Source organism: uncultured Pseudoramibacter sp., assembly GCF_903789625.1.
In the GTDB taxonomy this organism is placed as follows: domain Bacteria; phylum Bacillota; class Clostridia; order Eubacteriales; family Eubacteriaceae; genus Pseudoramibacter; species Pseudoramibacter fermentans.
The window spans coordinates 1-24,149 of the sequence record NZ_CAIFFF010000008.1 but is presented as its reverse complement, the minus strand read 5'-3'; the positions used below and the strand labels follow the sequence as shown (position 1 = coordinate 24,149).

Annotated in this window: 19 protein-coding genes; 5 read left to right on the top strand and 14 right to left on the bottom strand. The window is 55.5% G+C overall.

Annotated elements, in window-relative coordinates; genetic code table 11:
• The gene (locus QZX60_RS05860) at positions 1–3,789 is read right to left on the bottom strand and encodes a DNA-directed RNA polymerase subunit beta (RefSeq protein WP_295362301.1); all 3,789 of its coding nucleotides are present in this window, start codon (positions 3,787–3,789) and stop codon (positions 1–3) included.
• Positions 3,790–4,223: 434 nt separating this feature from the next.
• Here QZX60_RS05860 and QZX60_RS05855 point away from each other — a divergent pair, with 434 nt between their 5' ends.
• Both QZX60_RS05855 and QZX60_RS05850 read left to right on the top strand, forming a co-directional pair.
• Positions 4,224–4,445 carry a helix-turn-helix domain-containing protein gene (locus QZX60_RS05855; RefSeq protein WP_295362299.1) on the top strand — a complete coding sequence of 74 codons (222 nt, stop codon included), beginning with the start codon at positions 4,224–4,226 and terminating at the stop codon, positions 4,443–4,445.
• Entirely contained in the window at positions 4,442–5,725 is a 1,284-nt protein-coding gene (locus QZX60_RS05850; protein WP_295362297.1) for a type II toxin-antitoxin system HipA family toxin, read from the top strand. The genes QZX60_RS05855 and QZX60_RS05850 overlap by 4 nt, the downstream gene beginning before the upstream one ends.
• A 59-nt stretch (positions 5,726–5,784) precedes the next feature.
• Here the strand turns inward: QZX60_RS05850 and QZX60_RS05845 are convergent, their stop codons facing one another.
• Positions 5,785–6,471: a hypothetical protein gene (locus tag QZX60_RS05845; RefSeq protein ID WP_295362295.1), complete on the bottom strand. Its 687-nt coding sequence runs from the start codon at positions 6,469–6,471 to the stop codon at positions 5,785–5,787.
• Positions 6,472–6,775: 304 nt separating this feature from the next.
• Here QZX60_RS05845 and QZX60_RS05840 point away from each other — a divergent pair, with 304 nt between their 5' ends.
• Together QZX60_RS05840 and QZX60_RS05835 are read left to right on the top strand one after the other, a co-directional pair.
• The gene (locus QZX60_RS05840; RefSeq protein WP_295362294.1) at positions 6,776–7,741 is read left to right on the top strand and encodes an L-lactate dehydrogenase; all 966 of its coding nucleotides are present in this window, start codon (positions 6,776–6,778) and stop codon (positions 7,739–7,741) included.
• A gap of 207 nt (positions 7,742–7,948) precedes the next feature.
• A complete protein-coding gene (locus QZX60_RS05835) occupies positions 7,949–9,220 on the top strand; it encodes a phosphotransferase (RefSeq protein ID WP_295362292.1) in 1,272 nt (423 codons plus the stop codon).
• Between the two features lie 135 nt (positions 9,221–9,355).
• Here the strand turns inward: QZX60_RS05835 and tuf are convergent, their stop codons facing one another.
• The 11 genes from tuf to glpK form a co-directional block, all read right to left on the bottom strand.
• A complete protein-coding gene (gene tuf, locus QZX60_RS05830) occupies positions 9,356–10,546 on the bottom strand; it encodes an elongation factor Tu (protein WP_295362290.1) in 1,191 nt (396 codons plus the stop codon).
• Between the two features lie 118 nt (positions 10,547–10,664).
• Positions 10,665–12,113 (bottom strand): proline--tRNA ligase, encoded by a 1,449-nt coding sequence (gene proS, locus QZX60_RS05825; protein WP_295362288.1) that lies wholly within the window; start codon positions 12,111–12,113, stop codon positions 10,665–10,667.
• Between the two features lie 120 nt (positions 12,114–12,233).
• Positions 12,234–12,467 carry a DUF1858 domain-containing protein gene (locus QZX60_RS05820; protein ID WP_295362287.1) on the bottom strand — a complete coding sequence of 78 codons (234 nt, stop codon included), beginning with the start codon at positions 12,465–12,467 and terminating at the stop codon, positions 12,234–12,236.
• 89 nt (positions 12,468–12,556) lie between these two features.
• Positions 12,557–13,420, bottom strand: coding sequence for a class II fructose-bisphosphate aldolase (locus tag QZX60_RS05815; RefSeq protein ID WP_295362285.1), 864 nt, complete (start codon positions 13,418–13,420; stop codon positions 12,557–12,559).
• Positions 13,421–13,429: 9 nt separating this feature from the next.
• Positions 13,430–13,795, bottom strand: coding sequence for a DUF1667 domain-containing protein (locus QZX60_RS05810; RefSeq protein ID WP_295362283.1), 366 nt, complete (start codon positions 13,793–13,795; stop codon positions 13,430–13,432).
• A 13-nt stretch (positions 13,796–13,808) separates the two neighbouring features.
• Positions 13,809–15,068 (bottom strand): NAD(P)/FAD-dependent oxidoreductase, encoded by a 1,260-nt coding sequence (locus tag QZX60_RS05805; protein WP_295362281.1) that lies wholly within the window; start codon positions 15,066–15,068, stop codon positions 13,809–13,811.
• 12 nt (positions 15,069–15,080) lie between these two features.
• Positions 15,081–16,544, bottom strand: coding sequence for an NAD(P)/FAD-dependent oxidoreductase (locus tag QZX60_RS05800; RefSeq protein ID WP_295362279.1), 1,464 nt, complete (start codon positions 16,542–16,544; stop codon positions 15,081–15,083).
• 24 nt (positions 16,545–16,568) lie between these two features.
• On the bottom strand, positions 16,569–17,324 hold the full coding sequence (locus tag QZX60_RS05795) for an SDR family NAD(P)-dependent oxidoreductase (RefSeq protein ID WP_295362277.1): 756 nt from the start codon (positions 17,322–17,324) through the stop codon (positions 16,569–16,571).
• Between the two features lie 36 nt (positions 17,325–17,360).
• Entirely contained in the window at positions 17,361–18,866 is a 1,506-nt protein-coding gene (locus tag QZX60_RS05790) for an FGGY-family carbohydrate kinase (RefSeq protein WP_295362275.1), read from the bottom strand.
• Positions 18,867–18,917: 51 nt separating this feature from the next.
• Complete coding sequence (locus QZX60_RS05785) at positions 18,918–19,487, bottom strand: glycerol-3-phosphate responsive antiterminator (protein ID WP_295362273.1); 570 nt, start codon at positions 19,485–19,487, stop codon at positions 18,918–18,920.
• A complete protein-coding gene (gene glpK, locus QZX60_RS05780) occupies positions 19,484–20,974 on the bottom strand; it encodes a glycerol kinase GlpK (RefSeq protein WP_295362271.1) in 1,491 nt (496 codons plus the stop codon). The genes QZX60_RS05785 and glpK overlap by 4 nt, the downstream gene beginning before the upstream one ends.
• A 282-nt stretch (positions 20,975–21,256) precedes the next feature.
• Here glpK and secA point away from each other — a divergent pair, with 282 nt between their 5' ends.
• Complete coding sequence (gene secA / locus QZX60_RS05775; RefSeq protein WP_295362269.1) at positions 21,257–23,596, top strand: preprotein translocase subunit SecA; 2,340 nt, start codon at positions 21,257–21,259, stop codon at positions 23,594–23,596.
• Between the two features lie 194 nt (positions 23,597–23,790).
• On the opposite strand, the gene QZX60_RS05770 is transcribed toward secA, so the two are convergent.
• The coding region (locus tag QZX60_RS05770; RefSeq protein WP_295362267.1) for a transposase at positions 23,791–24,149 on the bottom strand (359 nt) is incomplete at its 5' end.

The window sequence follows — 24,149 nt, the reverse complement described above, 5'->3', positions numbered from 1 at the left end:
TTACTCCTCATTATCGTTCAAATCCGCATCGATATCCTGGCCGTTGATAATGCCGAACATATCTTCGTCGGAATAATCGTCTTCCGTCGCCATCTGATCGTCGGAGGCGCCTGACAAATCGTCGAACAGCGACTGTGCCGCCTGTTCTTCGTCGTGTTCTTCGCCTTCTCCTTCGTCGTCGTGATGTTCGTGCGGCTTCTTCTGATCGAATTCGCCGTTATCGTAAGCTTCCTGAGCCAAGTCAATATCCAAGACGTCGAGGTGTTCGCCGTCTGCGGTGTTGACCGTCACGTCGAGGGCCAGGGCCTGGAGTTCCTTGATCAAAACCTTGAAGGCTTCAGGCAGGCCAGGTTCCGGAATATTTTCGCCCTTGACGATGGCTTCGTAAGCCTTCACACGGCCGACGACGTCATCGGACTTGATCGTCTGAATTTCTCGGAGGGTGTGGGCTGCGCCGTAAGCTTCGAGAGCCCAGACTTCCATTTCACCAAAACGCTGTCCGCCGAACTGCGCCTTACCGCCGAGCGGCTGCTGGGTGACCAGTGAGTACGGGCCGGTTGAACGGGCGTGCATCTTGTCGTCAACCAGGTGGTGCAGCTTCAAGTAATACATAACCCCAACGGTGACGCGCCCGTCGAAAGGTTCGCCGGTACGGCCGTCGTAAAGCTGAACCTTGCCGTCTTCCGGCAGGCCGGCTTCGACTAAGAGGTCGCGGATGTCGTTTTCGTTGGCGGCATCGAAGACCGGTGTCGCGATGTGCAGGCCGAGGGACCTCAATGCCATCCCGAGGTGCACTTCGAGGACCTGCCCGATGTTCATACGAGACGGCACGCCCAACGGGTTCAGGCAGATGTCCAGCGGTGTACCGTCCGGGAGGAACGGCATATCTTCCTGCGGGAGAATGCGGGAAATAACCCCTTTGTTCCCGTGGCGGCCGGCCATTTTATCCCCGACGGAGATCTTGCGCTTCGTCGCGATGTAAACGCGGACCATCGTGTTGACGCCCGGTTTCAAATCTTCGTCCTTGTTGGCTCTCGAGAAGACCTTGACGTCGACGACAATCCCCTGTTCGCCGTGAGGCACCTTCAAGGAGGTGTCGCGGATTTCGCGGGCTTTTTCGCCGAAAATCGCGCGGAGCAGTTTTTCTTCCGGTGACAGGTCAGTTTCACCCTTCGGCGTGACCTTCCCGACCAGGATGTCTTCGGATTTGACTTCCGCCCCGATGTAGATGATCCCGTTTTCGTCGAGCTTCTTCAGTGCGTCTTCCCCGACGTTTGGAATGTCGCGGGTGATTTCTTCCGGCCCCAGCTTCGTTTCCCGGGCTTCGCATTCAAATTCAGCGATGTGAATCGAGGTGTAGCGGTCTTCCTTCAGCAGGTTTTCGTTGAGCAGGACCGCGTCTTCGTAGTTGTAGCCTTCCCAGGTCATGAAGCCGATCAGGGCATTGCGGCCGAGGGCCAGTTCGCCTTGTTCGGTGGCCATCCCGTCGGAAATGATTTCTCCGGCGTCGACGTGCTGATTGTGGTAAACCAGCGGGCGCTGATTCATACAGTTCCCCTGGTTAGTTCTTTCGTATTTCTGGAGGTGGTAGACGTCCATGCCTTCGCCTTCGTCCGGACGGATGCGGATCGTGTCCGCAGAGACGTAGGCGACAGTGCCGGCGCGTCTGGCGATCTGGCAGTCTCCGGAGTCGTGAGCCGCCTTGGCTTCCATCCCGGTTCCGACCAACGGCGCTTCCGGCTTGAGCAATGGCACAGCCTGACGCTGCATGTTGGCGCCCATCAGTGCGCGGTTGGCATCGTCGTTTTCGAGGAATGGAATCAGCGCAGCCGCGACGGACACAACCTGTTTTGGCGACACGTCCATGAAGTCGACTTCTTCGCGGTGGATGGTCGTGAAGTCACGGTTTTTGCCGACACGGCCGGTGACCTGTTCGTTGACGAAACGGTTGTTTTCGTCCAGCGGTTCGTTGGCCTGGGCGATCGCGTATTCCCCTTCTTCGTCGGCGGCCAGGTAGACGACTTCGTCAGTGGCCACGCCATCGACGACGCGGCGGTAAGGCGATTCAATAAAGCCGTATTCGTTGATGCGGGCGTAAATCGCCAGCGACCCGATCAGCCCGATGTTCGGACCTTCAGGGGTTTCAATTGGGCACATTCTGCCGTAGTGGGAGTCGTGAACGTCTCGCACTTCGAAACCGGCACGTTCTCTGGACAAACCACCCGGCCCCAATGCCGACAGACGGCGCTTGTGGGTCAATTCTGACAGTGGGTTGTTCTGGTCCATGAACTGCGACAGCTGTGAGGAGCCGAAGAATTCCTTCAGCGCCGCGTTGATCGGGCGGGTGTTGATGAGGCTCTGAGGCGTCAGGATTTCGTCATCCTGCACGCTCATGCGTTCGCGCACCACTCGTTCCATTCTGGACAGGCCGATTCTAAACTGGTTCTGGAGCAGTTCCCCGACAGAGCGCAGACGACGGTTGCCCAAGTGGTCGATATCGTCGGTTTCGCCGATGCCGTATTCCAGACCCATAAAATAGGAAACGGTCGCGTACAAATCAGAGTGGAGCAGGTGCTTCGGCACCAGTTCACGGTGACGGCGCTTGATTTCGTCGTGTTTTTCTTCGTCGGTAAGGCCTTCGTCGTTCATGATTTCGTCGAGCACCGGTTTGTAGACGAATTCCTTGATGCCGAGGTCCGACACGTCGAAAGGCAGATCCTGTTTGGTCAGATCGACGAAGTCGTTGCCGATGACGTTGAACGGCGCTTCTTCACCGTCAATGGTAACGGCCACGCGGACGGTGTTGATGCCGGCGTTCTGGATGGCCCAGGCTGTCGCCTTATCGAATTTCTGGCCCTTTTCGATCAAAATTTCGCCGGTTTCTTCGTCAATGACGTCTTCGTAAGCGATTTGGCCGATCAGGCGGGCTGCCAGCGCCAGCTTCTTGTTGTACTTGTAACGGCCGACCTTCGCCAAATCGTAGCGGCGGTCGTCGAAGAACATCGAGGTCAGAAGGGATTCCGCCGATTCCACTGTTGGCGGTTCGCCCGGGCGCAGTCGGCGGTAAATTTCCAAAAGCCCGCTGATACGGTTGTTGACTTCCCCGGCCGCGTCCTTCTTCATGGTTTCGATCAAACGCGGGTCTTCGCCGAAGACACCGATGATGTCGCTGTCGTCGCCGAGTCCGAAGGCTCTGAGCATCAGCGTCAGAGAAATCTTACGGGTCCGGTCGATCTTGACCCAGAGCAGATTGTTGGCGTCGGATTCGTATTCGAGCCAGGCCCCGCGGTTCGGGATGATCTGGGACTGATACAGCGGAATACGGTTTTTCTTGTCCATTTCTGAGGTGAAGTACGACCCCGGCGAACGGACCAGCTGACTGACGATGACACGTTCGGCCCCGTTGACGATGAAGGTGCCGGTTGGCGTCATTTTGTGAAGATCGGCCAGATAAACCTTCTGTTCCTTGACTTCGTTCTTTTCCTTATTAATCAGGCGCACGCGAACTTTCAGCGGCTGATAATAGGTTTGATCTCTTTCCTTGCATTCTTCGATCGAATACTTCGTTTTGTCTTCCAGATCGTAATCGACGAACTGCAGCACGAGATTGCCAGTGTAGTCCGTGATTTCGCGCATGTCGTCGAAAACTTCCTTCAGGCCCTTTTCCAGGAACCACTTGTAGGAATCCAGCTGAACCTCCAGCAGATTCGGCATCTCGAGAACTTCTTCAATTTTCGAGAAGCTTTGTCTGATACGAAGTCCAGATCGAACAGGATGTACTTGTACCATTAGCGTTTGTCTCCTTCGAATCCAATAAAAACACACTCAGACAGCAAAAAAGAAAAGGTATCGATGAAATTTCCGGCCTTTGATCAGTCGGAAAAACGAATCCGGAAAATTGAAAATTCCTTCAAACCGCCTTTGATCAGCGGTTTCACGCCCATCCATGCCTTTTTGCATTCACAATTTATAAAGTTTTTTTGAGAAACACAAAAATTTTTTTGAATTTTTTTAAAAATTACGTATAAATTTTTGCACTAAAGTTCAATTGAGCATGTTATCATGCCGTTTTAAGATTGTCAAGCCTTTCGTTTGACAATTCCTCCGAATTTTTTTATAATACATCTTGCAAAACAAATAAAGCCGTACGGCTCATTTTTTATCGACCATTTTATTTTTTCGCCGTTCGGCTTAATTTTTAATTAAATGGGGGAATTACATTTATGAAAATTAATGACACCTCAGAATTTGGTGCCGCCCTGCGCAACCGCAGAAAGCAGCTGCATTACACACAGGCTTTTCTCTCTGAATTTACCGGCTTCAGTATCAGTTTTATTTCCGACCTCGAACGGGGCAAGCCCACCGCCGAGCTCGGCAAAGCCCTCTACCTGGCCAACCTGCTCGGCCTCGACACGACGCTCAACGCCAGAGGCTCCAACGCGTGAACGCGTTAAATGTCATGATTGAAATCTGCGGGCAGCCCGTGTTAGTCGGCACCCTGTCGGACGCCTACTCGCCGCTGCCCCAGTTTCAATACGCGCCGGATTACCTTTCCCGGGAAAATGCCCGGCCTATTTCCCTTCACCTGCCCCTTCAGGAAGACCCTTTTTCGCCTGAAAGCACCCGAAACTATTTCGAGGGGCTGCTGCCCGAGGGCTTCACGCGCCGTTCTGTCGCTGCCTGGATGCACATCGACGCCGACGATTACCTCACCCTGCTTAAAATGCTGGGGCGGGAATGTCTCGGCGCGGTCACCATCTGCGACCCCAACGAGCCCGCACCGTGCCCGGCTTACGAAAAGCTTTCAATGGAACAGGTCCGCGACCTCGCCAACGAGGGCGTGACGGTCTCGACTGAGCTCGTCACCAAAGCCCATTTATCGCTGACCGGCGCTTCCGGCAAGGTCGGCCTTTACCACAACCCCGATACCGGCGAGTGGTTTCTGCCGAAAGGCAATGCGCCGAGCACCCACATCGTCAAACAGAGTCACGTCCGCCTCGACAGCATCGTGACCAACGAGCAGCTGACGCTGACCACGGCTGAGCATCTCGGTATCGCCGTGCCCCAAAGCTTTATCGTCAACGTGGGCCTCGGCCGGGACCAGGACGTGCTCCTCGCGACACGCCGCTACGACAGGAGCTTCTCCCGTTCGACGCCCACCGTCAAAGGGACCCCGATGCCCCAGCGCCTCCATCAGGAGGATTTCGCTCAGGCCCTCGGCATTCCCTCGGCGAATAAATACGAGGGGCCGAACGACCATTATCTGCCGAGAATGTTCGACCTGCTGCGGCGCTATTCGGCCAACCCGATTGTCGACCAGCTGAAACTGTGGGATCTGGTGATTTTCAATTTCCTGATCGGCAACACCGACAATCATTTGAAAAATTTTTCGCTGCTCTACGACGAAACGCTGACGTCGATCCGGCTGGCGCCGGCCTACGATTTGATTTCCACGTCGATCTACCCGAGCTCGACGCGCAACATGGCCTTTAAAATCGGCGATCACCTGTCTCTCGACGACATCACGCCTGAGGATTTTGCCCGCGCGGCCAAGACGTGCGGTCTCGGCACCAAAATCGCCGCCCAGCATTTCCGACGACTCAGCGCGGCCTTCGCACCGGCCTTAAAGGCCGCCACCTCGTCCTTAGTCGAGCAGGGATTTGTCAACGCGAAGCACCTCGCCGACCGGATTCTCAAAACCGGCGGCTGTGAGCAGGTCGCCTGATTACGATAATACAAAATCGAGATCCTATTCAATCGGATCTCGATTTTTTGTTCGATTATTTAATTCGCTTTGGTTTCCTTCGCGCTCTTAACCTTCCAGTCGCCGCCGTCCTTTTCAAAGGTTAACTTCCAAGTATAATCCTTGGTTGAAGCGGTATCGATCATCTGCGATTTTGCCTTTTCAATTGCTTCCGGCATGATGCCGTTGAAAAGCGCAACATATAATCCTTTTTCTCCGCCAGAACTGTACGCGCTCATCAATTCGCTCTGATGCTGCGCAAAGTAGTTCTGACTCAAGGTAGAAACCGAGTTCGTAAAAGTTGAACTATTCATACTGTTCGGATCAAGAATAGAGACTTTAACCGACAGCGATTTATCGTTGTCATCGTAATCGTCGTTAATTGTGTAAGATTTGATCAAATTCTTTTCGTAATATTTCATCAGATCATTGACTGAATCCTGAGCGGATTGAGATAAATCAGATTCTGAAATTCCCATACTGGAAAAACTTGAGTAAAAACCTTTTTTGAACGTATCTTCCATGTTTTCGTCGATATCGAGAGAAGTAGACGCGGAACTTGAGCACATCTTCTGCGCCGAGGTAAAATCGCCATCGTCGCAATACGTCATAAAAGTCTTCGCTGCCGATTCCACTTCCTTTTTGTCACTGCCACAGGCCGTCAAACCGAAGGCCAGCGCAGCCACACACACCACAGCCATAAGCCGGCTCAGCATTCTCTTTTTCATAATCTTACACCTCCTTAGTTTTTTCTTGTTGTAATATTATGACTTCGGTTTCATTTTATCATGATTATACGTCGAACACAATATATTTATACAAAATATCTTGTTGTTTGAATTAATATCCTTAAATAAAAAAAAGAGCAAGTGAATTGTCCTCTTCGTATCAAAAATAGATACCATTATATATTCAAAATTTACTGTACTTCTTTTCGCAGCGGTAATGGATTTGTACTATAATAATTTTGTAATCGATACAATTCGGAGGGCAATTGATTTATCACTCATTTTCTCTAAGGAAAGAAGGCGTATGATTTTGATTAAAAAGAGAAAAGTTGCCATCATCGGTCTGGGCCACGTCGGCGCCCACTGCGCGTATTCCCTCGCGCTCCAGGGCATCGTCGACGAGCTGTATCTGGTCGATACCAATCACGACAAAGTCGTCAGCGAATGCCAAGACCTTCGGGACGCGGTGGCCAACTGCCCGCACACCGTGGAAATTAACGTAGCGGATTACGGCGATCTCGGCGACGTGGACATTATCGTCAATGCCATTGGCAACGTCGCCATTCTCGCGGCGTCGAACAACGACCGCCTCAAGGAATTGGATTTCACAATTCCCCAAGTGACCGACTTTATTCCTAAGGTGATGGCCAGCGGCTTTGACGGTATCATCGTCAACATCACCAACCCCTGTGATATTGTCACCTATCAAATTGCGAAACTGTCCGGGCTGCCGAGAGGGCGCGTCTTCGGCACCGGCACCGGCCTCGACTCCGCGCGGCTGAAAAACGTGCTGTACCGGAAAACCGGCATCGCCCATCACTCGATATACGGCTGTATGATGGGTGAACACGGCAACGCCATCATGGTGCCCTGGTCGCAGATTACTTTCGGCGGCAAGAAATTGACTGAACTCGCAAAGCGAGACCCCCGTTTTCAATTTGAACACGAAGACATCCGCAAGCAAGTCGTCCAAAACGCCTGGGTAACGGTCAGCGGCAAGGGCTGCACCGAATACGGCATCTGCAGCACATTGGCCCGCATCGTCCACGTCATCTATCACGACGAAAAGGCGATTCTGCCGGTGAGCACCGAGCTTTGCGGCGAATACGGCGAATCCGGGCTGTTCATCGGCGTCCCGGCGATCGTCGGCTCTGACGGGATCATCGAAATCGTCGAATATTCCCTGCCTGACGATGAAAAAGCCGCTTTCCACGCCTGCTGCGAAAGCGTGCGCCACAATCTCACATTGAACCCACTGATTGTCCACTAATTGTCGGCACAAAAAAACGAGATCCGCAAGGGTCTCGTTTTTTTAATTGATTCAAAGGAATAAACGCCACAGCAAATTTCTATCCGGCGTTCTCCCAATTATTATCGGAGGATGATGTCCAGCCGTCTCTTCAAATATGGTAAAATAATAATATCGTAAACCTTTAAAATAAAATGATTTTACTTGATAAGAGAAGGAGGGATGCTGATGTCAAACGACGCCATCACTGTATTAAAGACCGAAGCCCAAATTGACGCGTACCTCAAGGATCGCGGAATCTTCTCCAGAACCTGCCGCCTGATCGTCGAGGATCTGCGCAAGGTCAAGGAAAGCGCCGAGGGCTTTGTCAATCTGATCTACCGCGTGCGCGGCAGCGACGGCCGTTCTGTCGTCATCAAGCAGATTCTCGATGTCCCCGTCAGCCGTCAGCAGCGCAAGAGCCCCGACGCCTACGTTTCCAGCTGGCAGCTCGATCAAAGCCGAATGCTGTACGAAATCGCGGCATTGATTTTTTGGAATCAAATTCACCCGGGGATCTGCCCTGAAATTTACCTGCTGGACCGTCCCAACGGCGTCATCGTCATGGAAGACCTGTCCGATCTGAGCCTGCTGCGCTTTGAATTCACGCGGTTCAAAAAATACCCGCGGCTCGGCCGTCAGCTCGGCGCTTTTCTCGCCGACAATCTGTTTTACTCGTCGGCGCTCAACATGACCGAATACCGCAGACAGACCCTGCTTGAGTATTTCGACAATCCGGAAGTCACCGCGCTTTACACGTTCTTATTCAAGTCCTGTGTCATCGTCTCGCCTGAGCGCGCCATGCCAGACGCTGTTGCGCCGCTGCGGCAGAACATCATCCACGACGAAGCCGTCCAGACGGAAATTACGCGGCTCAGCAAACTGTTCACCGACGACAAGGAATGTCTGATCCACACGGACCTGCACGCGTCCAACATCATGATCGACGACGATCACCTGAAAATCATCGACGGCGAATTCGCCGGGTTTGGTCCAATCGCCCAGGATTTCGGCCGTCTCTGCGGCTCCTTTGTCCTCGACTACTGCTCGCTGTTCGGCGAAGGCTGCCACTCGAAGGCTAAGCGGGAAGACTATCAGGGCTACCTGCTCGATATGCTGGCCGATTTGTTCACGGTCTTCGAAAAGGAATTTAAGAAGCTGATCCGCGAAAACATCCCGCACAATTACAATCTGAGAAAGCTGGACGTCGACGCTTACTTAAGCCAGCATTTCGCCGACGCCCTTTCCTTTACCGCGCTCAACGCCGCTTCCCGGCTCAGCGACTGGGGACTCGTTCACGACTTCAAGATCCTGCCGATCGAGGAACGGATTTACCCGGAAAAGCTCGTGCTGGTCTCGAGTCAAGACATTTTAAGCGGCCGTGTCAAGCTTAATAGCCCCGACGAGTGGATCGCCTACCTCAAGGATCTGCCGAACCGCTACCCGAAAAATTGTCTGTAAAATGAATGACAAATGCTGCCGCCAACCGGCGGCTTTTTTGTTGTCATCTATAAATAGGGAAAGATCAATTTTGAGCGCAAAAAAGCCCGTGCCGTACGACACGAGCTTTTAATTTGATTGCTTTGTTTTTGAAGATTAGTCGATGATCTTCGCAACAGCGCCGGAACCAACAGTGTGGCCGCCTTCGCGGATAGCGAATCTTAAACCTTCTTCAATAGCGATTGGCGTGATCAGCGTGACTTCCATTTCGATGTGGTCGCCAGGCATGACCATTTCTACGCCTTCCGGCAGTTTGATGTCGCCGGTGACGTCGGTTGTTCTGAAGTAGAACTGCGGACGGTATCCGTCAAAGAACGGTGTGTGGCGGCCGCCTTCTTCTTTGGTCAGAACGTATACCTGTGCGGTGAAGTGGGTGTGCGGGTGAATGGTGCCCGGCTGTGCCAGAACCTGACCTCTTTCGATCTGTGTACGATCGATCCCACGAAGCAGGGCCCCGATGTTGTCACCTGAACGACCTTCGTCCAGTGATTTACGGAACATTTCGATACCGGTAACGGTGGTCTTTCTCGGTTCTTTGATCCCAACAATGTCGACTTCGTCGCCGATGTGGACAACCCCTCTTTCAACACGGCCGGTTGCAACTGTACCACGGCCGGTGATGGAGAAGACGTCTTCGACTGGCATCAGGAATGGTTTGTCTAAGTCTCTCTTCGGTTCTGGGATGTAGCTGTCGACAGCTTCCATCAGTTCGATGATCTTGTCGCCGTCTGGGCCCATTGGATCTTCCAGTGCCTTCAGTGCGGAACCGACAATGATTGGGGTGTCGTCGCCTGGGAAGTCGTATTCGTTGAGCAGGTCGCGAACTTCCATTTCGACGAGTTCGATCAGTTCTGGGTCATCGACCTGGTCTGCTTTGTTCAAGAAAACAACGATGTACGGCACACCGACCTGACGAGCGAGCAGGATGTGTTCACGGGTCTGCGGCATTGGACCGTCAGCTGCTGAAACGACCAGAATGGCGCCGTCCATCTGAGCAGCCCCAGTGATCATGTTCTTAACGTAGTCAGCGTGGCCCGGGCAGTCGACGTGTGCGTAGTGGCGGTTCGGGGTTTCGTATTCAACGTGTGCGGTTGAAATGGTGATCCCACGTTCTCTTTCTTCTGGTGCTTTGTCGATGTTTTCGAATGCGACTTCTTCACCAGAGCCATATCTCGCGTGCAGCACTTTGGTGATGGCTGCCGTTAATGTGGTTTTGCCGTGGTCAACGTGACCGATTGTCCCGATGTTTACATGCGGTTTCGATCTATCAAATTTTTCTTTTGCCATTGGTCATATCTCCTTATTTAAAATTAAAATAAATTACAGGCGTCGTTAAAAACGTTCCATAACATTATATATAATATGATTGACAACTTCAAGCCATTTTCGCATTTTTAAGCCGTCTTTAATAGGCGCGTGCGAAATATGCCATCTTGTCGGCGTGCTTGCCGCAGCAGACGCAGGAGCCGTCTCCGATGACTTCCTGTTCGTCGTCAAAGGGGATGCAGCGGCAGGAGGCGCCGGTTTCTTCGTGAATCTTGTCTTCGCAGGCCGGATCGCCACACCAATTGGCTTTGATAAAGCCCGGATTTTCGGCGAGGCGCTGCTTGAATTCGTCCATGTTTTCGGCCGTAGATGTCTTTTCTTCGCGGGCCTTCAGCGCTTTGTCGTACAGGTTCTGCTGAATGGTTTCGAGCAGATCGCCGATCGTGTCTTCGATCCCGTCGAGGGACGCCGGTACCTTTTCGCCGTTGTCGCGGCGCGCCAGGACACATTGGTTCTTTTCGAGATCTCTCGGTCCGAGTTCGACGCGGATCGGCACACCCTTCATTTCCCACTGGTTGAATTTCCATCCCGGCGAATTGTCCGAATCGTCGAGAGTAACTTTGAATCGGCCTTCGAGGCGTTTTTTCAGATCCTGCGCCGCGTCGAGCACACCCGGCTTGTGCGCCGCGATCGGGATGATCGCCACCTGAATCGGCGCGATGTGCGGCGGCAGCACCAGCCCGTTGTCGTCGCCGTGGACCATGATGAGCCCGCCGATGAGCCGTGTGGACACGCCCCAGGACGTGTGGTACGGGTACTGCTGTTCGTTGTTGCGGTCGAGGTAAGTGATGTCGAACGCCTTGGTGAAATGCTGGCCCAGATTGTGGGAGGTGCCTGACTGGAGCGCCTGGCCATCGTGCATCAGGGCTTCCATCGTGTAGGTCGCCGCTGCGCCGGCGAATTTTTCGCTTTCGCTCTTGCGCCCCACCACCATCGGAATCGCCAGATCCTTTTCGGCGACTTCTCGGTAAATGCCGAGCATGCGCATCGTTTCTTCCTGCGCTTCTTCAGCGGTTTCGTGGAGGGTATGGCCTTCCTGCCACAGGAATTCAGAGGTGCGCAGGAACGGACGCGTCGTCTTTTCCCAACGCACGACGTTGGCCCACTGATTGTACAAAAACGGCAGCTGACGGTAGGAGTGCAGCCACTTACTGTACATCGAGCAGATGATCGTTTCCGACGTCGGCCGAATGGCCAGGCGTTCGTTTAACTTTTTACCGCCGCCTTCTGTGACCCAGGCGACTTCCGGCGCAAAGCCTTCGACGTGTTCCGCTTCCTTCTGAAGCATGCTTTCCGGAATCAAAAGCGGAAAATACATGTTCTGATGGCCTGTCGCCTTGAATTTTGCGTCGTACAGCTTCTGGATATTTTCCCAGATCGCGTAGCCGTACGGGCGAATGACCATAAATCCTTTAACCGGCGCGTAGTCGACCATTTCCGTTTTGGAGATGACATCCGTGTACCACCGCGCAAAATCGACGTCCCGCGGTGTAATGGCTTCTACTTTTTTGCCCTTATTTTTCCCCATAACAATCCTTTCGCATAAATAAATTTTCTTTTTAAACGGCCTATATTATAGCACAAAATAAAAGGCTGTGCCGAAAAGCAACAGCCTTTTTATTTTTATTTCCCGCGAATGCGCTTACGCTTATTGTGCGTCCGCCGCCACTTCGTTCGCTTCGTCGTTCAGATGCAGGGTGTCGTTCAAATATTCGACCACCTGATCGCCGTCGAGGCCGTGGACCATGGACGCATCGCCGATGGATTCCATCGCGGCAGCCGGGCAGCTGATGCAGCCCATGCCGATCATCATCAATGCGCGGGCCGCTTCGGGGTATTTAGCGACAACGTCGCCTGTTAACATATCTTTTGTAATTTTCATCGGAGTCCTCCTCATTTCGTCTTTATTTTGTGCCTATTAATATAACACAGAATGAAATGAAATCAAGACTTTTTTTGTCTAATTTAAGTTTAACCCCTGGAAAAGACCGCCATGGCCCGCTCGACGTCGGCCTGCATCGCGTCCTGGGCCGCCTGAGCCATTTGATCGAAGCGCAGGCCAGCCGGGTCGTCGGCACTGTCGATTAGCGCCCGGACGCCGGCGCCGCCAGCTAAGGACATGTACGTAAAATAATTGATTTTGCAGATGCCGTTTGCGATGGCCTTCTGCATTTCGTCATCAGTGACGCCGGAACCGCCGTGCATGACCAGCGGCAACTGCACCGCCTCCCGTACCTCGGCAACCCGGTTCACGTCGAGCACCGGCTTAGACGTGTAGACCCCGTGAGCCGTGCCAAAAGCGATGGCCAGACAGTCGACCCCCGTCGCGTCGACGAAGGCCTTGGCCGCCGCCGGATCGGTGTAGGCCGCGTCAGGCGGCAGATTGTCGGGATCGTCCGTGCCGCCGCCAGAGGCCGGGCGGATGACCCGGCCGAGCTCCGCTTCGACGTCCGCGTCGTAGGCCTTGGCCATCTCGACCGCTGCCTTCGTGACCGCCACATTGTCCTCGTAAGGTTGGGCCGAGGCGTCGATCATGATCGATGTGAAGCCCAGCTCCAGCGCCCGCTTTAAATAATCCAGATCTTCACCGTGATCGAGGTGCACGGCGACCGGCACCGACGCGCGTTTCGCCGCGTCGAGCATCACCGGCGCGATCACGTCCATCGGCATCAGGGATTCGTGAAGCTGAGCGTGCTGAAGAATGACACCCTCGCCCCGCGCCTCAGCGGCCGCAATCGTCGCACGCACCGCCTCTAAATTCGGTGTGTTGAAGGCGCCGACGCCGACGTGCTTGTCGTAAGCTTCTTTCAGAAGCGCACTCATTTTAACTAGCATCGCGTCCGCCTACATCCTGACGGTTTTGGCCGCGACGATGTCGACGCCGGTCCCCGCCACATTGGCGATCAGCGATTCGCCCATTTTGACGGCGTGATGCAAATGTTTCGCCCGAATGGCCTGCATCGCGTCCTTCATCACAGCCTTCGGAATCGGCTTAGCCGAGCGCACCGGCACGAGCACTGCCTTGGCGCCAGTGTCGAGGATCATCGTCGATGTCAGCGTCCGCACTGGGCAGCGCCATTCGCTCTCTGCAAAATCGACGCCCCGTTTGCACAAATTGCCTTCTACCGCGACCACCTGGTCGTCTTCAATCGTCGCTAAAAGCTCACAGCTGTTCGGGCAGGTCGTACAGCTCATTTTTACTTTTTTCATTCTGGCCTCCTCATTATGCCTGGGTTTCAACTGTCACGGTCAGCGGTTCCGCGCAGCCTGCGAGGGCATCGCATTTGACCGTGTGAATTTCCATATTGCTCGGCAGAAAACGATGGGCCTTCTTTTCCCGGTAGATTTCCTGTCCGCCTGAGCGGATGACGGTCACACCGCTTGCAATCGGCGCGCCGACTCTGAATTTGATCTGCTTGTCCGCGCCGTCCGCCGGATCGACAAAGCCCGGCACCGTGTAGCGCACCGCGCCCTCGGCCTTCACGGCGAGCTGTTGTTCCGAATGTTGCAACGCGTTTCTGGCGTAAAGGGCCGCTTTTTCACCGGCTTCCTGTGCTTCCGCCGTCACGTAGTCGACGACGTCGTGCACGTGCAGGACGTTGCCGCAGGCGAAAATCCCCGGCACCGCCGTCTCGAGATTTTCGTCGACGATCGGTCCCTTTGTCACCGGATCGAGGGGCACGCCCGCCTTCCGGCTCAGCTCGTTTTCGGGGATCAGCCCGACCGAAAGCAGCACCGTATCGCAGGGGATTTCCCGTTCGGTTCCCGGAATCGGATTGCGGTGTTCGTCCACCTGTGCGACCTCTACCGAATGGACGCGGTCCTTGCCGTTGATCCGCGTAATCGTTGTGGACAAATGCAGCGGAATGTCAAAATCGTCCAGACAATTGATGATGTTGCGGTACAGCCCATTGGGATAAGGCATGATTTCGTAAACCCCTTCCACCTCGATACCTTCGAGGGTCAAGCGTCTGGCCATGATCAGCCCGATGTCCCCTGAGCCGAGAATGACCGCGCGATTCCCGGGTTTCATGTTTTCAAGGTTAATGTAGCGCTGGGCAATTCCGGCGGTGAACACGCCGGCGCCGCGATCCCCTGGGATGCGGATGGCGCCCCGGGTCCGTTCCCGGCAGCCCATCGCGAGGATCACAGCCCCCGCCTCAAAATGGAGCACCCCTTCGCCGCAGATCGCCGAGACGTGGCGGTCCTTGGTAATGTCCAGCGCCATCGTGTTCAAAAACACGTCGATGTCCTGATCCACAACCTGATCGATGAACCGTTCTGCGTATTCCGGGCCGGTCAGCTCTTCCTTGAAAACGTGGAGGCCAAACCCGGCGTGAATGCACTGCTCGAGAATGCCGCCGAGTTCCGCGTTGCGTTCGAGAATCGCCACGCTGGCGCCCTGCTTTTTGGCCGAGAGGGCCGCCGCCAGACCGGCCGGCCCGCCGCCGACCACTACCACATCGTATTGATAAGTCTTCACTCTGATTCTCCTTTATCTCTTCACAGGCCCAAACAAAACCGGCGAATGGTCTTCTTCGAACTTCACTTCTTCTTCCGGAATACCCAGCTCCCGCGCCAGAATCTTCATGACCTTGAACTGACAGAAGCCGCTCTGGCAGCGGCCCATGCCCGCGCGGGTGCGGCGTTTGACCCCTTCGACGGTCCGCGCACCGAGGGTCTGGTGAATCGCCGCGACGATTTCGCCTTCCGTGACCGTTTCGCAGCGGCAGACAATCTGGCCGTAGCGCGGGTCCTGCGCGATAATTTGGTCCTTTTCCTCGTCGGTGCATTCGCTGAAATCCACCGGCGCCTTGCGGTACTTGTTGTAGCCCGGTCGGGGTTTCAGATCGAGCCCTGCGTCCGCTAATAAATCGCGGACGTATTCGGCGATCCCCGGCGAAGAGGCCGCCCCCGGCGATTGAATGCCCGCCGCGTGGATGAAGTGCGGCACGGTTTCCGATTCGCAGATCCAGAAGTCGTTGTCGTTGTTTAACGCCACCGGCCGCTGCCCCGCGAAGGTGCGGATGACCGATCCGTCGTCAAAGCCCGGAATCAGATGATGGGCACCGTTGAGCAGATCTTGAATGCCCTTCGCGTCGTTGCTCGTGTCTTCTTTGTCCGTGCGCATCGTCGCCGTGGAGCCGATGATGTAATTGCCGTGGGCCATTGGGATCAACGCGATCCCTTTGGTGTCCGGGCTCGGGCACGGGAACATGACCGTGTGAATCGGCGTCGGCAGGTTTTTATCGACAACGCATAGATTGCCGTGCCGGCCTTGAATTTTGTACTCGTGAATCCCGGCCATCGCGGCGACGTCGTCGGCGTAAATGCCCGCCGCGTCGACGATGTAGCGGGTCCGATAGGTGTCGTGGTTCGTCTGAACCGTAAAATTGCCGTCCGCGTCTTTCGACATACCCGTCACTTCGGATTCCAAGAAAATATCGGTGCCGTTCACCTTGGCGTTTTCGGCAAAGGCCACCGCCACCTCGAAGGGATCGATCATCGTCGTCGTGTGGGCTAAAAGCGCACCGAGAGCTTTTTTGTTGATGTTGGGCTCCCTGTTCTGCAGCTGGGCCGCGTCGATGCGTTCGACCTGTTCGACGCCGTTGATCCGCGCGTTGTCACAGAGTTCATCGACCTTCTTCAAATCCTGTTCAGAATAAGCGACGACGAGGGTGCCCGTGTGACGGATATTGAAATCGAGATCCTTCGCCAGCTGCGGGTACATCCGCGCGCCCCGGGGATTCAGCTTCGCCTTGAGGGTCCCGGGATGGGGGTCGTAGCCGGGGTGCACCACCCCGCCGTTGCCCTTCGTCGCGCCCATACCGATGTCGTTTTTGCGCTCTAAAAGCGCCACATCGATGTCGTATTTCGCCAGCTCGTGAATGATCCCGGTGCCGGTGATCCCGCCGCCGATGACGATCACGTCGTATATTTTTTGATTTTCAGCTTTCAAATTTTGCTCCTCCCTTTTGTTTCCTTACCGCATCAGCATGCCGCCGGTGAGGTCGACCGTCGCGCCGGTCATGTAGCCTGCCGGCGCTGAAGCCAGAAAGACGATGACGTCCGCGACCTCCTCAGGCTTCGCGACGTGCCCGATCGGAATCCGGCTTTCGTAATAACCTGGATGCTCGGCCATGCTTTTCGCAATCATATCTGTTGCCACAATTCCCAGCGCCACCGCGTTGACCGTGATCCCCTTCGGCGAAAGCTCTCTGGCCATCGAGATGGTCATCGCCGCCATGCCGGCCTTGGACGCCGCGTAATGCACGTGACCGGTCGTCGAGCCGTGAAAGGCCGCCTGGGAATTGACGTTGATGATTTTGCCGCCCCGCCCGGCGTCGAGATTCGCCTTCGCGAAGTACTGGGATGTCAAAAAGGACGCCGTCAAATTGACGTTAAAAGTCCGCTGCCAATCTTCGAGGCTGATGTCCTGACACCAGCCCTGAAGGAAGATTCCCGCGTCGTTGATCAGGATATCCATCTCGCCGAGGGCAGCCTCCGCCTTCGCCATCATCGCCGTGACCTGGGCCGGATCGGCGAAATCCGCGGCCAAAGCCGTCGCCTGCACGTCGAGGGCTCTCGCCGCCTCAGCTGTTTTTTCCGCGCCTTCTATATGTCCGGCCGTCACAACGAGATTGACCCCTTCTCTCGCCAGCCCGAGGGCCACGGCGCGGCCGACGCCCCGCGAGGCGCCGGTGACAATCGCATTTTTACCTTTTAATTTTAAATCCATATGATCCTTCGATTCTTTACGCACACACGCACAATTTCATTCATTCCAATCGTCCCAGACGCCGTCGAGAGCGTCGATGACCTTGAGATAGCGCCGGTATTTCCTGTCGTAGACGTCCTTCTTCGACAGGTCCGGCTGGGCCGTGTACATGACGTCGACCATCTGCTCCGACGCCTCCTTAAAGGACGGGAAGACCCCGACGGCCACACCGGCGTTGATCGCCGAGCCGAGGGCGCCGAGCTCTTGGCTGCGGGCCACTTCGATCGGCACCTGCAGAATGTCCGCGAACATCTGCACCCAGATCTTCGATTTGGCAACGCCGCCGGCCATCCGGATCAAATCCGGAGCATCCCGGTATTTGAGCAGCTTTTCGATGTGGTATTTGTGGCTGAAGACGATACCTTCGTACACCGCACGGAGCATGTCGTCCCGGGTGTGCCAGGATTGCAGCCCGATGAAGGCGCCCTTGGCGTTCATATTGACGTTGCTGCCGAACAAAAACGGCAGGAAAACCAATCCCTTGTCGTCGTCCCCGGCCCGGGCCACCGCTTCGTTGGCGTAGTCGTAAATGCCCCGGTCGTGGAGGTCGACGCCCTTGAGCACCTCCGTCAAAAACCATTCCTGATTGGAGGCCGAGGTGGGGCTGCCTTCGAGAATCATCCAATAGCCCGGGATCGTGTCGATCGACGTCATGAACAAATCCTTGTCAACCACCGGCTTTTTGCTGATGTACTCGTTGATGCTCCAGGTTCCGGCGACCACGCACATCGCCGATTCGTCGGTGACACCGACGGCCATCGCCGACGCGTGAATGTCCATCGAACCGCCGGCCACTGGCGTGCCGGCCTTCAGCCCGGTCAACCCCGCCGCTTCTTCGGTCACGTAGCCGCAGATTTCGCCGGAGTAGCGCAGCGGCGGCAGCTTGTCGTAAATGCATTCGAGGCCCATTTCCGCCAGGAGGTCTTTGTCGTAGCAGACGTCCCGGACGTTCATCAGCGACGACCCGGAATAATCGGTGATTTCCCCGTAGGCCTCGCCGGTGAGCTTGAAGCGGATGAAATCCTTGCACATGAAGACCCAGCGGGTCCGTTCGATCACCTCCGGCTGGTACTTTAAAAACCATTTGATGATCGTCGTCGGCTGGCCGCCCCAGCAGGACTGCATGGTCTTCGGCAGAATTTTTTCAAAAGTGCCGTCCTGCTGCCACTGCGCTGCAAATTCATTGCCTCTGGAATCCGTCGAGATGATGCCGTTGTAGGCCGGCGAGCCGTCCGCCTGGGTCAGGTAGACGCCGTTGCCGTGGCCGGTCGCCGCGACGCCGACAATCTGCCCGCTGTCGATGCCGGCCTGGGCGATCACCGCGCGGATCGCGCCGACGTTGGCCGCCCACATTTCGTTGCTGTCCCGTTCGGTAAACCCCGGCTGAGGTTGAATCAGCTCGGTTTTCCGGCTGGACACCGCGATTTCATGCCCCTCTAAATCGTACAGGGCCGCCTTAGACATGGTCCCGCCGTTGTCGAGCCCCAACAGATATTTTTCCATTTTCACACACCTCTCTATTGTGATCTGAACTTTCGTTCATCCTCATTCCCTCTAAAACAAATGCCTTTCACTGGTGGTGGCGCCATTAAATCCGGCCCGTTCGACCGCCTGGATCTCTTCTGGAGTCTGAATGAAGCCGCCGGCCCAAAGCGGGATGGCTGTCACCTTGCGAAGCTCGGGCAGCACGTCCACCGCGACCTTCGCCGGCAGAATTTCAGCCGCCTGCGCCCGGGTGGATTTCAAAATCCGAAGGGTCGTGTCCAGTGCCTTGGAATCAGAGATCAGAAAACGCTGGATCGTGTACAGGCCGATGTTGCGCGCCATCCCGAGGCGCATCCGATCGGTGGACATGACGCCGTCGACCTTGAAGTAATGCTTGAGCAGCTTGATCCCGACCTCGTCTCGACCAAATCCGCCGAGAAGCTCCATATTGATGAGCACCCGTTTCCCGGCGTCGTGGACCTTTTGGGCGAGCAGCGGCAGACTGGCAATGTCTGCCCCGGTGAGCAGAATCGTCTGCCGTTCGCTCTTTAGCGCCCACTCCAAATCGCCGAGGCGGCGGATCGACGGGATCACCTGAAAGGCTGACGGCTGATGCCAGCCGCGCTTTGCGCCGCTCATTCGCGCGCCCAGTTTGAGGAGCGCTTTACGGCTTCGCGCCATTGTTCGTAGAGCGCTTCCCGTTCCGTATCGCCCATGCGCGGTTCGAACACCTTGTCCGCTTCCCACAAGTCCTTGAGCTCACTTTGATCCTTCCAGACGCCGCAGCCCAGCCCCGCGAGGTAGCAGGCGCCTTTGGCTGTGGTCTCGATATCCTTCGGACGGATGACGCGGCAGTTGAGGATGTCCGCCTGGAACTGCATCAGGAAGTCGTTCTGGGAGGCTCCGCCGTCCACCTTGAGTTCCTTGAGGGCGATGCCTGAATGTTCGGCCATGTCTTCGAGCAGATCCCGCGTCTGATACGCCATGGATTCGAGGGCCGCCCGGGTGATTTGTTCCTGAGTCGTGTCCGCGGTGATGCCGATGATCATCCCTCTGGCCTTCGGATCGTAGAACGGCGCGCCGAGGCCGGTAAAGGCCGGTACAAAGAAAATGCCCCCGTTATTGGGGATGCTGGCCGCCATGGCTTCCGATTCGCCGGATTTTTCGAAGAACTGCATCTTGTCTCTGAGCCACTGCACCACCTGACCGGCAATCAGAATAGACGCGCCCATCGAATAGGACAGATGGCCGTCGATGCCCCAGGCTAAGGTCATCAGTCCCGTTTCAGTCCGCGGCGCCTTGTCACCGGTGAACATCAGCGGCACAGCGGAGGTACCGTAGGTATTTTTCGCGCTGCCCTCTTCGAAGCAGGCCTGACCGAACAACGCGGCCGACTGGTCGCCGGCGATACCGGTGATTGGAATTTCTGCGCCGAACCATTTGGGATCAGCTGTGCCGAAATAGCCCACCGAATCCTTGACCTCCGGCAGGATTTCCGCTGGCACGTCCAGCGCTTCGATCAAGGCATTGTCCCATTTGCCTTCGTAGGGATTGAACAGCAGCGTCCGCGCCGCGTTGGAGCAGTCCGTCGCGTGCACCCGGCCGCAGGTGAGATTCCAAAGGAGCCAGCAGTCGATGTTCCCGAATTTAAGTTTGCCCTGTTTCGCCTTTTCCGCCGCTTCCGGCACGTTGTCGAGGATCCATCTGATCTTCGTCCCGGAATAGGTCGGGTCGAGCACCAGCCCCGTCTTGTGGTTAAACATCGCGTTGTAGCCTTCCTGACGGAGGCGTTCGACGATCGGCGCGGTCCGGCGGCAGCCCCAGACGATGTCGTGATAGACCGGCTCGCCGGTTTCGCTGTCCCACATCACCGTCGTTTCCCGCTGGTTGGTGATGCCGATGGCCTTGATGTCCTGGCCTGTGATGCCGGCTTTGGCGATCGCGTTCTGCGAGGTTTTCAAAGTGACCTGCCAGACGTCGTTGGCGTCCTGTTCCCACCAGCCGGACTGTGGATAATACTGCTTGTATTCCGCGTAATCAATGGCGACGACATTGCCGGTTTCGTCGTAGATGACGCCGCGTGAGCCGGTTGTGCCCTGATCCATAACCAAAATATACTGTTTCATTTACATCCTCCCCGATGTGTTCAACTCTTGAAAATACAAAAAGCCCTGCTTAATAAACTGCGCAATCTCGTACACGACTTCAGATCTCGCAATCCATTAAACAGGACTCTGCATTTCCATCCCATTCTCCAACTCTCCAAATTTTGAATCAAATCGGAAATATTTTGTTTTGTAGGTTTATCTTAACACGACTAGAAAACGATGTCAAGATGAATTTGACCGGCGGCTTTTGCACTTTAAGTTTTATGCCGAAAAATAGCTTATCGGTGTGTATTCTGTGATATGATTATCTTTATGAGATACGAAAAAATAGACGCGATTTTTAACCAATTCCACATCAGTCATTACCGCAGCCAGGTCGAGCAGATTTTGGATCTCGAATCCATTTATCACAAGCTCGCCAACCCGGAGTTTCTGACGATCACCGAGGCGCTGAAGCAGAAGCTGCGCGACGGCGCGACGGAAGAAGATATCAAGATCCACGCCTTCGCGCTGATCCGCGAGGCGGCCTGCCGGGTGCTCGGGATGCGGCCCTTTCCGGTGCAGGTCCTCGGCGGCCTGGTGCTCAACGACGGGTGCGTCGCCGAGATGAAAACCGGCGAGGGCAAGACGCTGGTGGCCATCATGCCGGCGTATTTGAACGCGCTCTCGGGCAAAGGCGTCTTCGTCGTCACGGTCAACGATTATTTGGCGAAGCGCGACGCCGAGCAGATGGGCCGAGTCTTCGCGTTCGCCGGGCTCACGACCGGGCTGGTCACGAGCGGCATGCCGACGGCTGCGCGCAAGGCCGCCTACCAATGCGACATCACCTACGGGACGAGCAGCGAGTTCGGCTTCGACTACCTCCGGGACAACATTGCCGCCAATCTCGACGATCAGGTGCAGCCCCGCCGCCATTTCGCGATTATCGACGAGGCGGACTCGATCCTAATCGACGAAGCCCGCACGCCGCTGATCATCTCCGGCAGCGAAACCCGGGACGCCGGCGAATACGAGCGGGCGGACCGGTTTATCAAATCTTTGGCCGAAGACGACTACGAAAAAGAGGAAAAGGACAAAGTCATCACCCTGACTGAATCCGGCATCGCCAAGGCCGAAGCCTATTACCACGTCGACAATCTGGCCGCCCCGGGCAACACCATGGTGGTTCACGATATCGAAAAGGCCCTCTACGCCAACGGCATGATGGCAAACGGTGTGGATTACATCGTCCAGAACGGCAAGGTCGTCATCGTCGACCAATACACCGGGCGGATCATGCCCTCCAGACAGTTCTCCGACGGCCTGCACCAGGCGATTGAAGCCAAAGAGGGCGTTACGATCAACAGCGAGACCAAGACCCTCGCGACGATTACGATTCAAAATTATTTTAGACATTTTGACAAAATCGCCGGCATGACCGGCACGGCTCAAACGGTGGCCGACGAATTCCGCAGCGTCTACCACATGGACGTCGTCTCGATTCCGACGAATGTACCGGTGCATCGTGTCGACAAGCCGGACCAAATTTTCACGACCGAACGCGCCAAGCTGCGCGCCGTGACGGCTCACGTGAAGGCCTGTCTGAAAAAGGGACAGCCGGTGCTCATCGGCACGGCGTCGGTCAACGCGTCGGAAAAGCTCAGCGCGGCACTCAATCGCGCGGGCATTTCCCACCGGGTGCTCAACGCCAAGCACCTCGCCGAGGAAGCCACAATCGTCGCCCAGGCCGGACAGCGGGGCGCCGTGACCATTTCGACGAACATGGCCGGCCGGGGCACCGACATCAAGCTGGGGCCTGGCGTGCGGGAGGCCGGCGGTCTCTGCGTGATTGGGACGGAACGCCACGAGTCGGAACGGGTCGACAATCAGCTCCGCGGCCGCTCGGGCCGCCAGGGCGACCCGGGAGTCTCGCAGTTTTACCTTTCCCTCGAGGACAATCTGCTCAAAATTTTCGGCGGGCCGAGGGCTGAAAAACTAATTGCCAAATACGTAGGTTATCCTAAAGATAAGCCCATTGTCGGTGGGGCCGCGGAGCGGGCAGTCAAGGCGGCTCAGGATCTGATCGAGGCCAAAAATGCCGACCAGCGCAAGAACGTGCTCAAATACGACGACATCATCAGCCGTCAGCGGGATTTGATTTACAAGGAACGCCAGGCGGTTTTGGAAAGTGACAGCCTCGCCGGCCAGATCGACGCGATGGCCGACGACGCGGCCGACGCGATCATCAACGAATGCGTCACTGACGATTTCAAGGTCGACACCCAACAGTTTATCCAAAAGCTCAAGGCTTACAACATCGCGATTCCGCAGAACGATCTCGTCCAAATCCGCGACCTCGACACGCTGAAGCAGGCGCTCGTGGCTAAATTTAAAGCCCTTCACGCGGATCACGTCGCTGAATTCGGCGAAACCCTCGCGAACAATATGGAACGTTTAGTCCTGCTCCGACAGGTCGATGCGGCGTGGATCGATCATTTGACTGCGACGTCGCAGCTGCGCCAGGGCATCGGCCTGCGCGCCTACGGGCAGAACGATCCCGTCGTCGAATACAGCCGGGAATCCGCCGAACTCTTCGACAAGATGAACCGCCGCATCGTGCTGGAGACGGTGAAAGCCCTCGCCAATTTGACCAATTATTAATTCTTTCTTTTTCAAAAAACCATCCGCAGTTTGTTTTTAATCAGACTGCGGATTTTTTGCTTCCCAAAAATACGCGTAAAAACCTGCTAACAAAAGTCAAGCGTAAAATAAAAATAATTAGATGCTGATTTCCTGCATCACAAAAAGACCGGACGTGAACCCGATCTGAAAAGAAATATTTGTTTGAACCGCGATCAGCAGCCGTAAACGGCCATCACACGGGCGTAATAAATTCTTAGGAACTTGTTCAGCCCGGCTATGTTGGCGACTTTCTTCGGTTTGCCCTCAGCTTCTTTTTTGAGAATAAACTGATAAACCGCGTTATCTTTCGGTTCGGCGTGTGATTTGAGTGAGCGCATGACTTCGTAGCCGGTTTTTCGTATGGCCGATGATCCTCTTTTGGAGATGTGCCGTCTCGTTCCTGTGAACTGTCCGGACTGGTACGGTGGCGCGTCGATTCCGGCATAAGCGACCAAGCTTTTGGCGCTCTTGAAGCGCCTGACGTCGCCGATATCGGCGATCAGACGCGGTGCCAGTGTGTCGCCGACGCCAC

What these genes read in the sequence shown, in the direction of transcription:
- QZX60_RS05860 (WP_295362301.1), bottom strand. Translation starts at nt 3,789, where the DNA reads ATGGTACAAGTACATCCTGTTCGATCTGGACTTCGTATCAGACAAAGC.
- QZX60_RS05855 (WP_295362299.1), top strand. Translation starts at nt 4,224, where the DNA reads ATGAAAATTAATGACACCTCAGAATTTGGTGCCGCCCTGCGCAACCGC.
- QZX60_RS05845 (WP_295362295.1), bottom strand. Translation starts at nt 6,471, where the DNA reads ATGAAAAAGAGAATGCTGAGCCGGCTTATGGCTGTGGTGTGTGTGGCT.
- QZX60_RS05840 (WP_295362294.1), top strand. Translation starts at nt 6,776, where the DNA reads ATGATTTTGATTAAAAAGAGAAAAGTTGCCATCATCGGTCTGGGCCAC.
- QZX60_RS05835 (WP_295362292.1), top strand. Translation starts at nt 7,949, where the DNA reads ATGTCAAACGACGCCATCACTGTATTAAAGACCGAAGCCCAAATTGAC.
- tuf (WP_295362290.1), bottom strand. Translation starts at nt 10,546, where the DNA reads ATGGCAAAAGAAAAATTTGATAGATCGAAACCGCATGTAAACATCGGG.
- proS (WP_295362288.1), bottom strand. Translation starts at nt 12,113, where the DNA reads ATGGGGAAAAATAAGGGCAAAAAAGTAGAAGCCATTACACCGCGGGAC.
- QZX60_RS05820 (WP_295362287.1), bottom strand. Translation starts at nt 12,467, where the DNA reads ATGAAAATTACAAAAGATATGTTAACAGGCGACGTTGTCGCTAAATAC.
- QZX60_RS05815 (WP_295362285.1), bottom strand. Translation starts at nt 13,420, where the DNA reads ATGCTAGTTAAAATGAGTGCGCTTCTGAAAGAAGCTTACGACAAGCAC.
- QZX60_RS05810 (WP_295362283.1), bottom strand. Translation starts at nt 13,795, where the DNA reads ATGAAAAAAGTAAAAATGAGCTGTACGACCTGCCCGAACAGCTGTGAG.
- QZX60_RS05795 (WP_295362277.1), bottom strand. Translation starts at nt 17,324, where the DNA reads ATGGATTTAAAATTAAAAGGTAAAAATGCGATTGTCACCGGCGCCTCG.
- QZX60_RS05790 (WP_295362275.1), bottom strand. Translation starts at nt 18,866, where the DNA reads ATGGAAAAATATCTGTTGGGGCTCGACAACGGCGGGACCATGTCTAAG.
- QZX60_RS05785 (WP_295362273.1), bottom strand. Translation starts at nt 19,487, where the DNA reads ATGAGCGGCGCAAAGCGCGGCTGGCATCAGCCGTCAGCCTTTCAGGTG.
- glpK (WP_295362271.1), bottom strand. Translation starts at nt 20,974, where the DNA reads ATGAAACAGTATATTTTGGTTATGGATCAGGGCACAACCGGCTCACGC.
- secA (WP_295362269.1), top strand. Translation starts at nt 21,257, where the DNA reads ATGATTATCTTTATGAGATACGAAAAAATAGACGCGATTTTTAACCAA.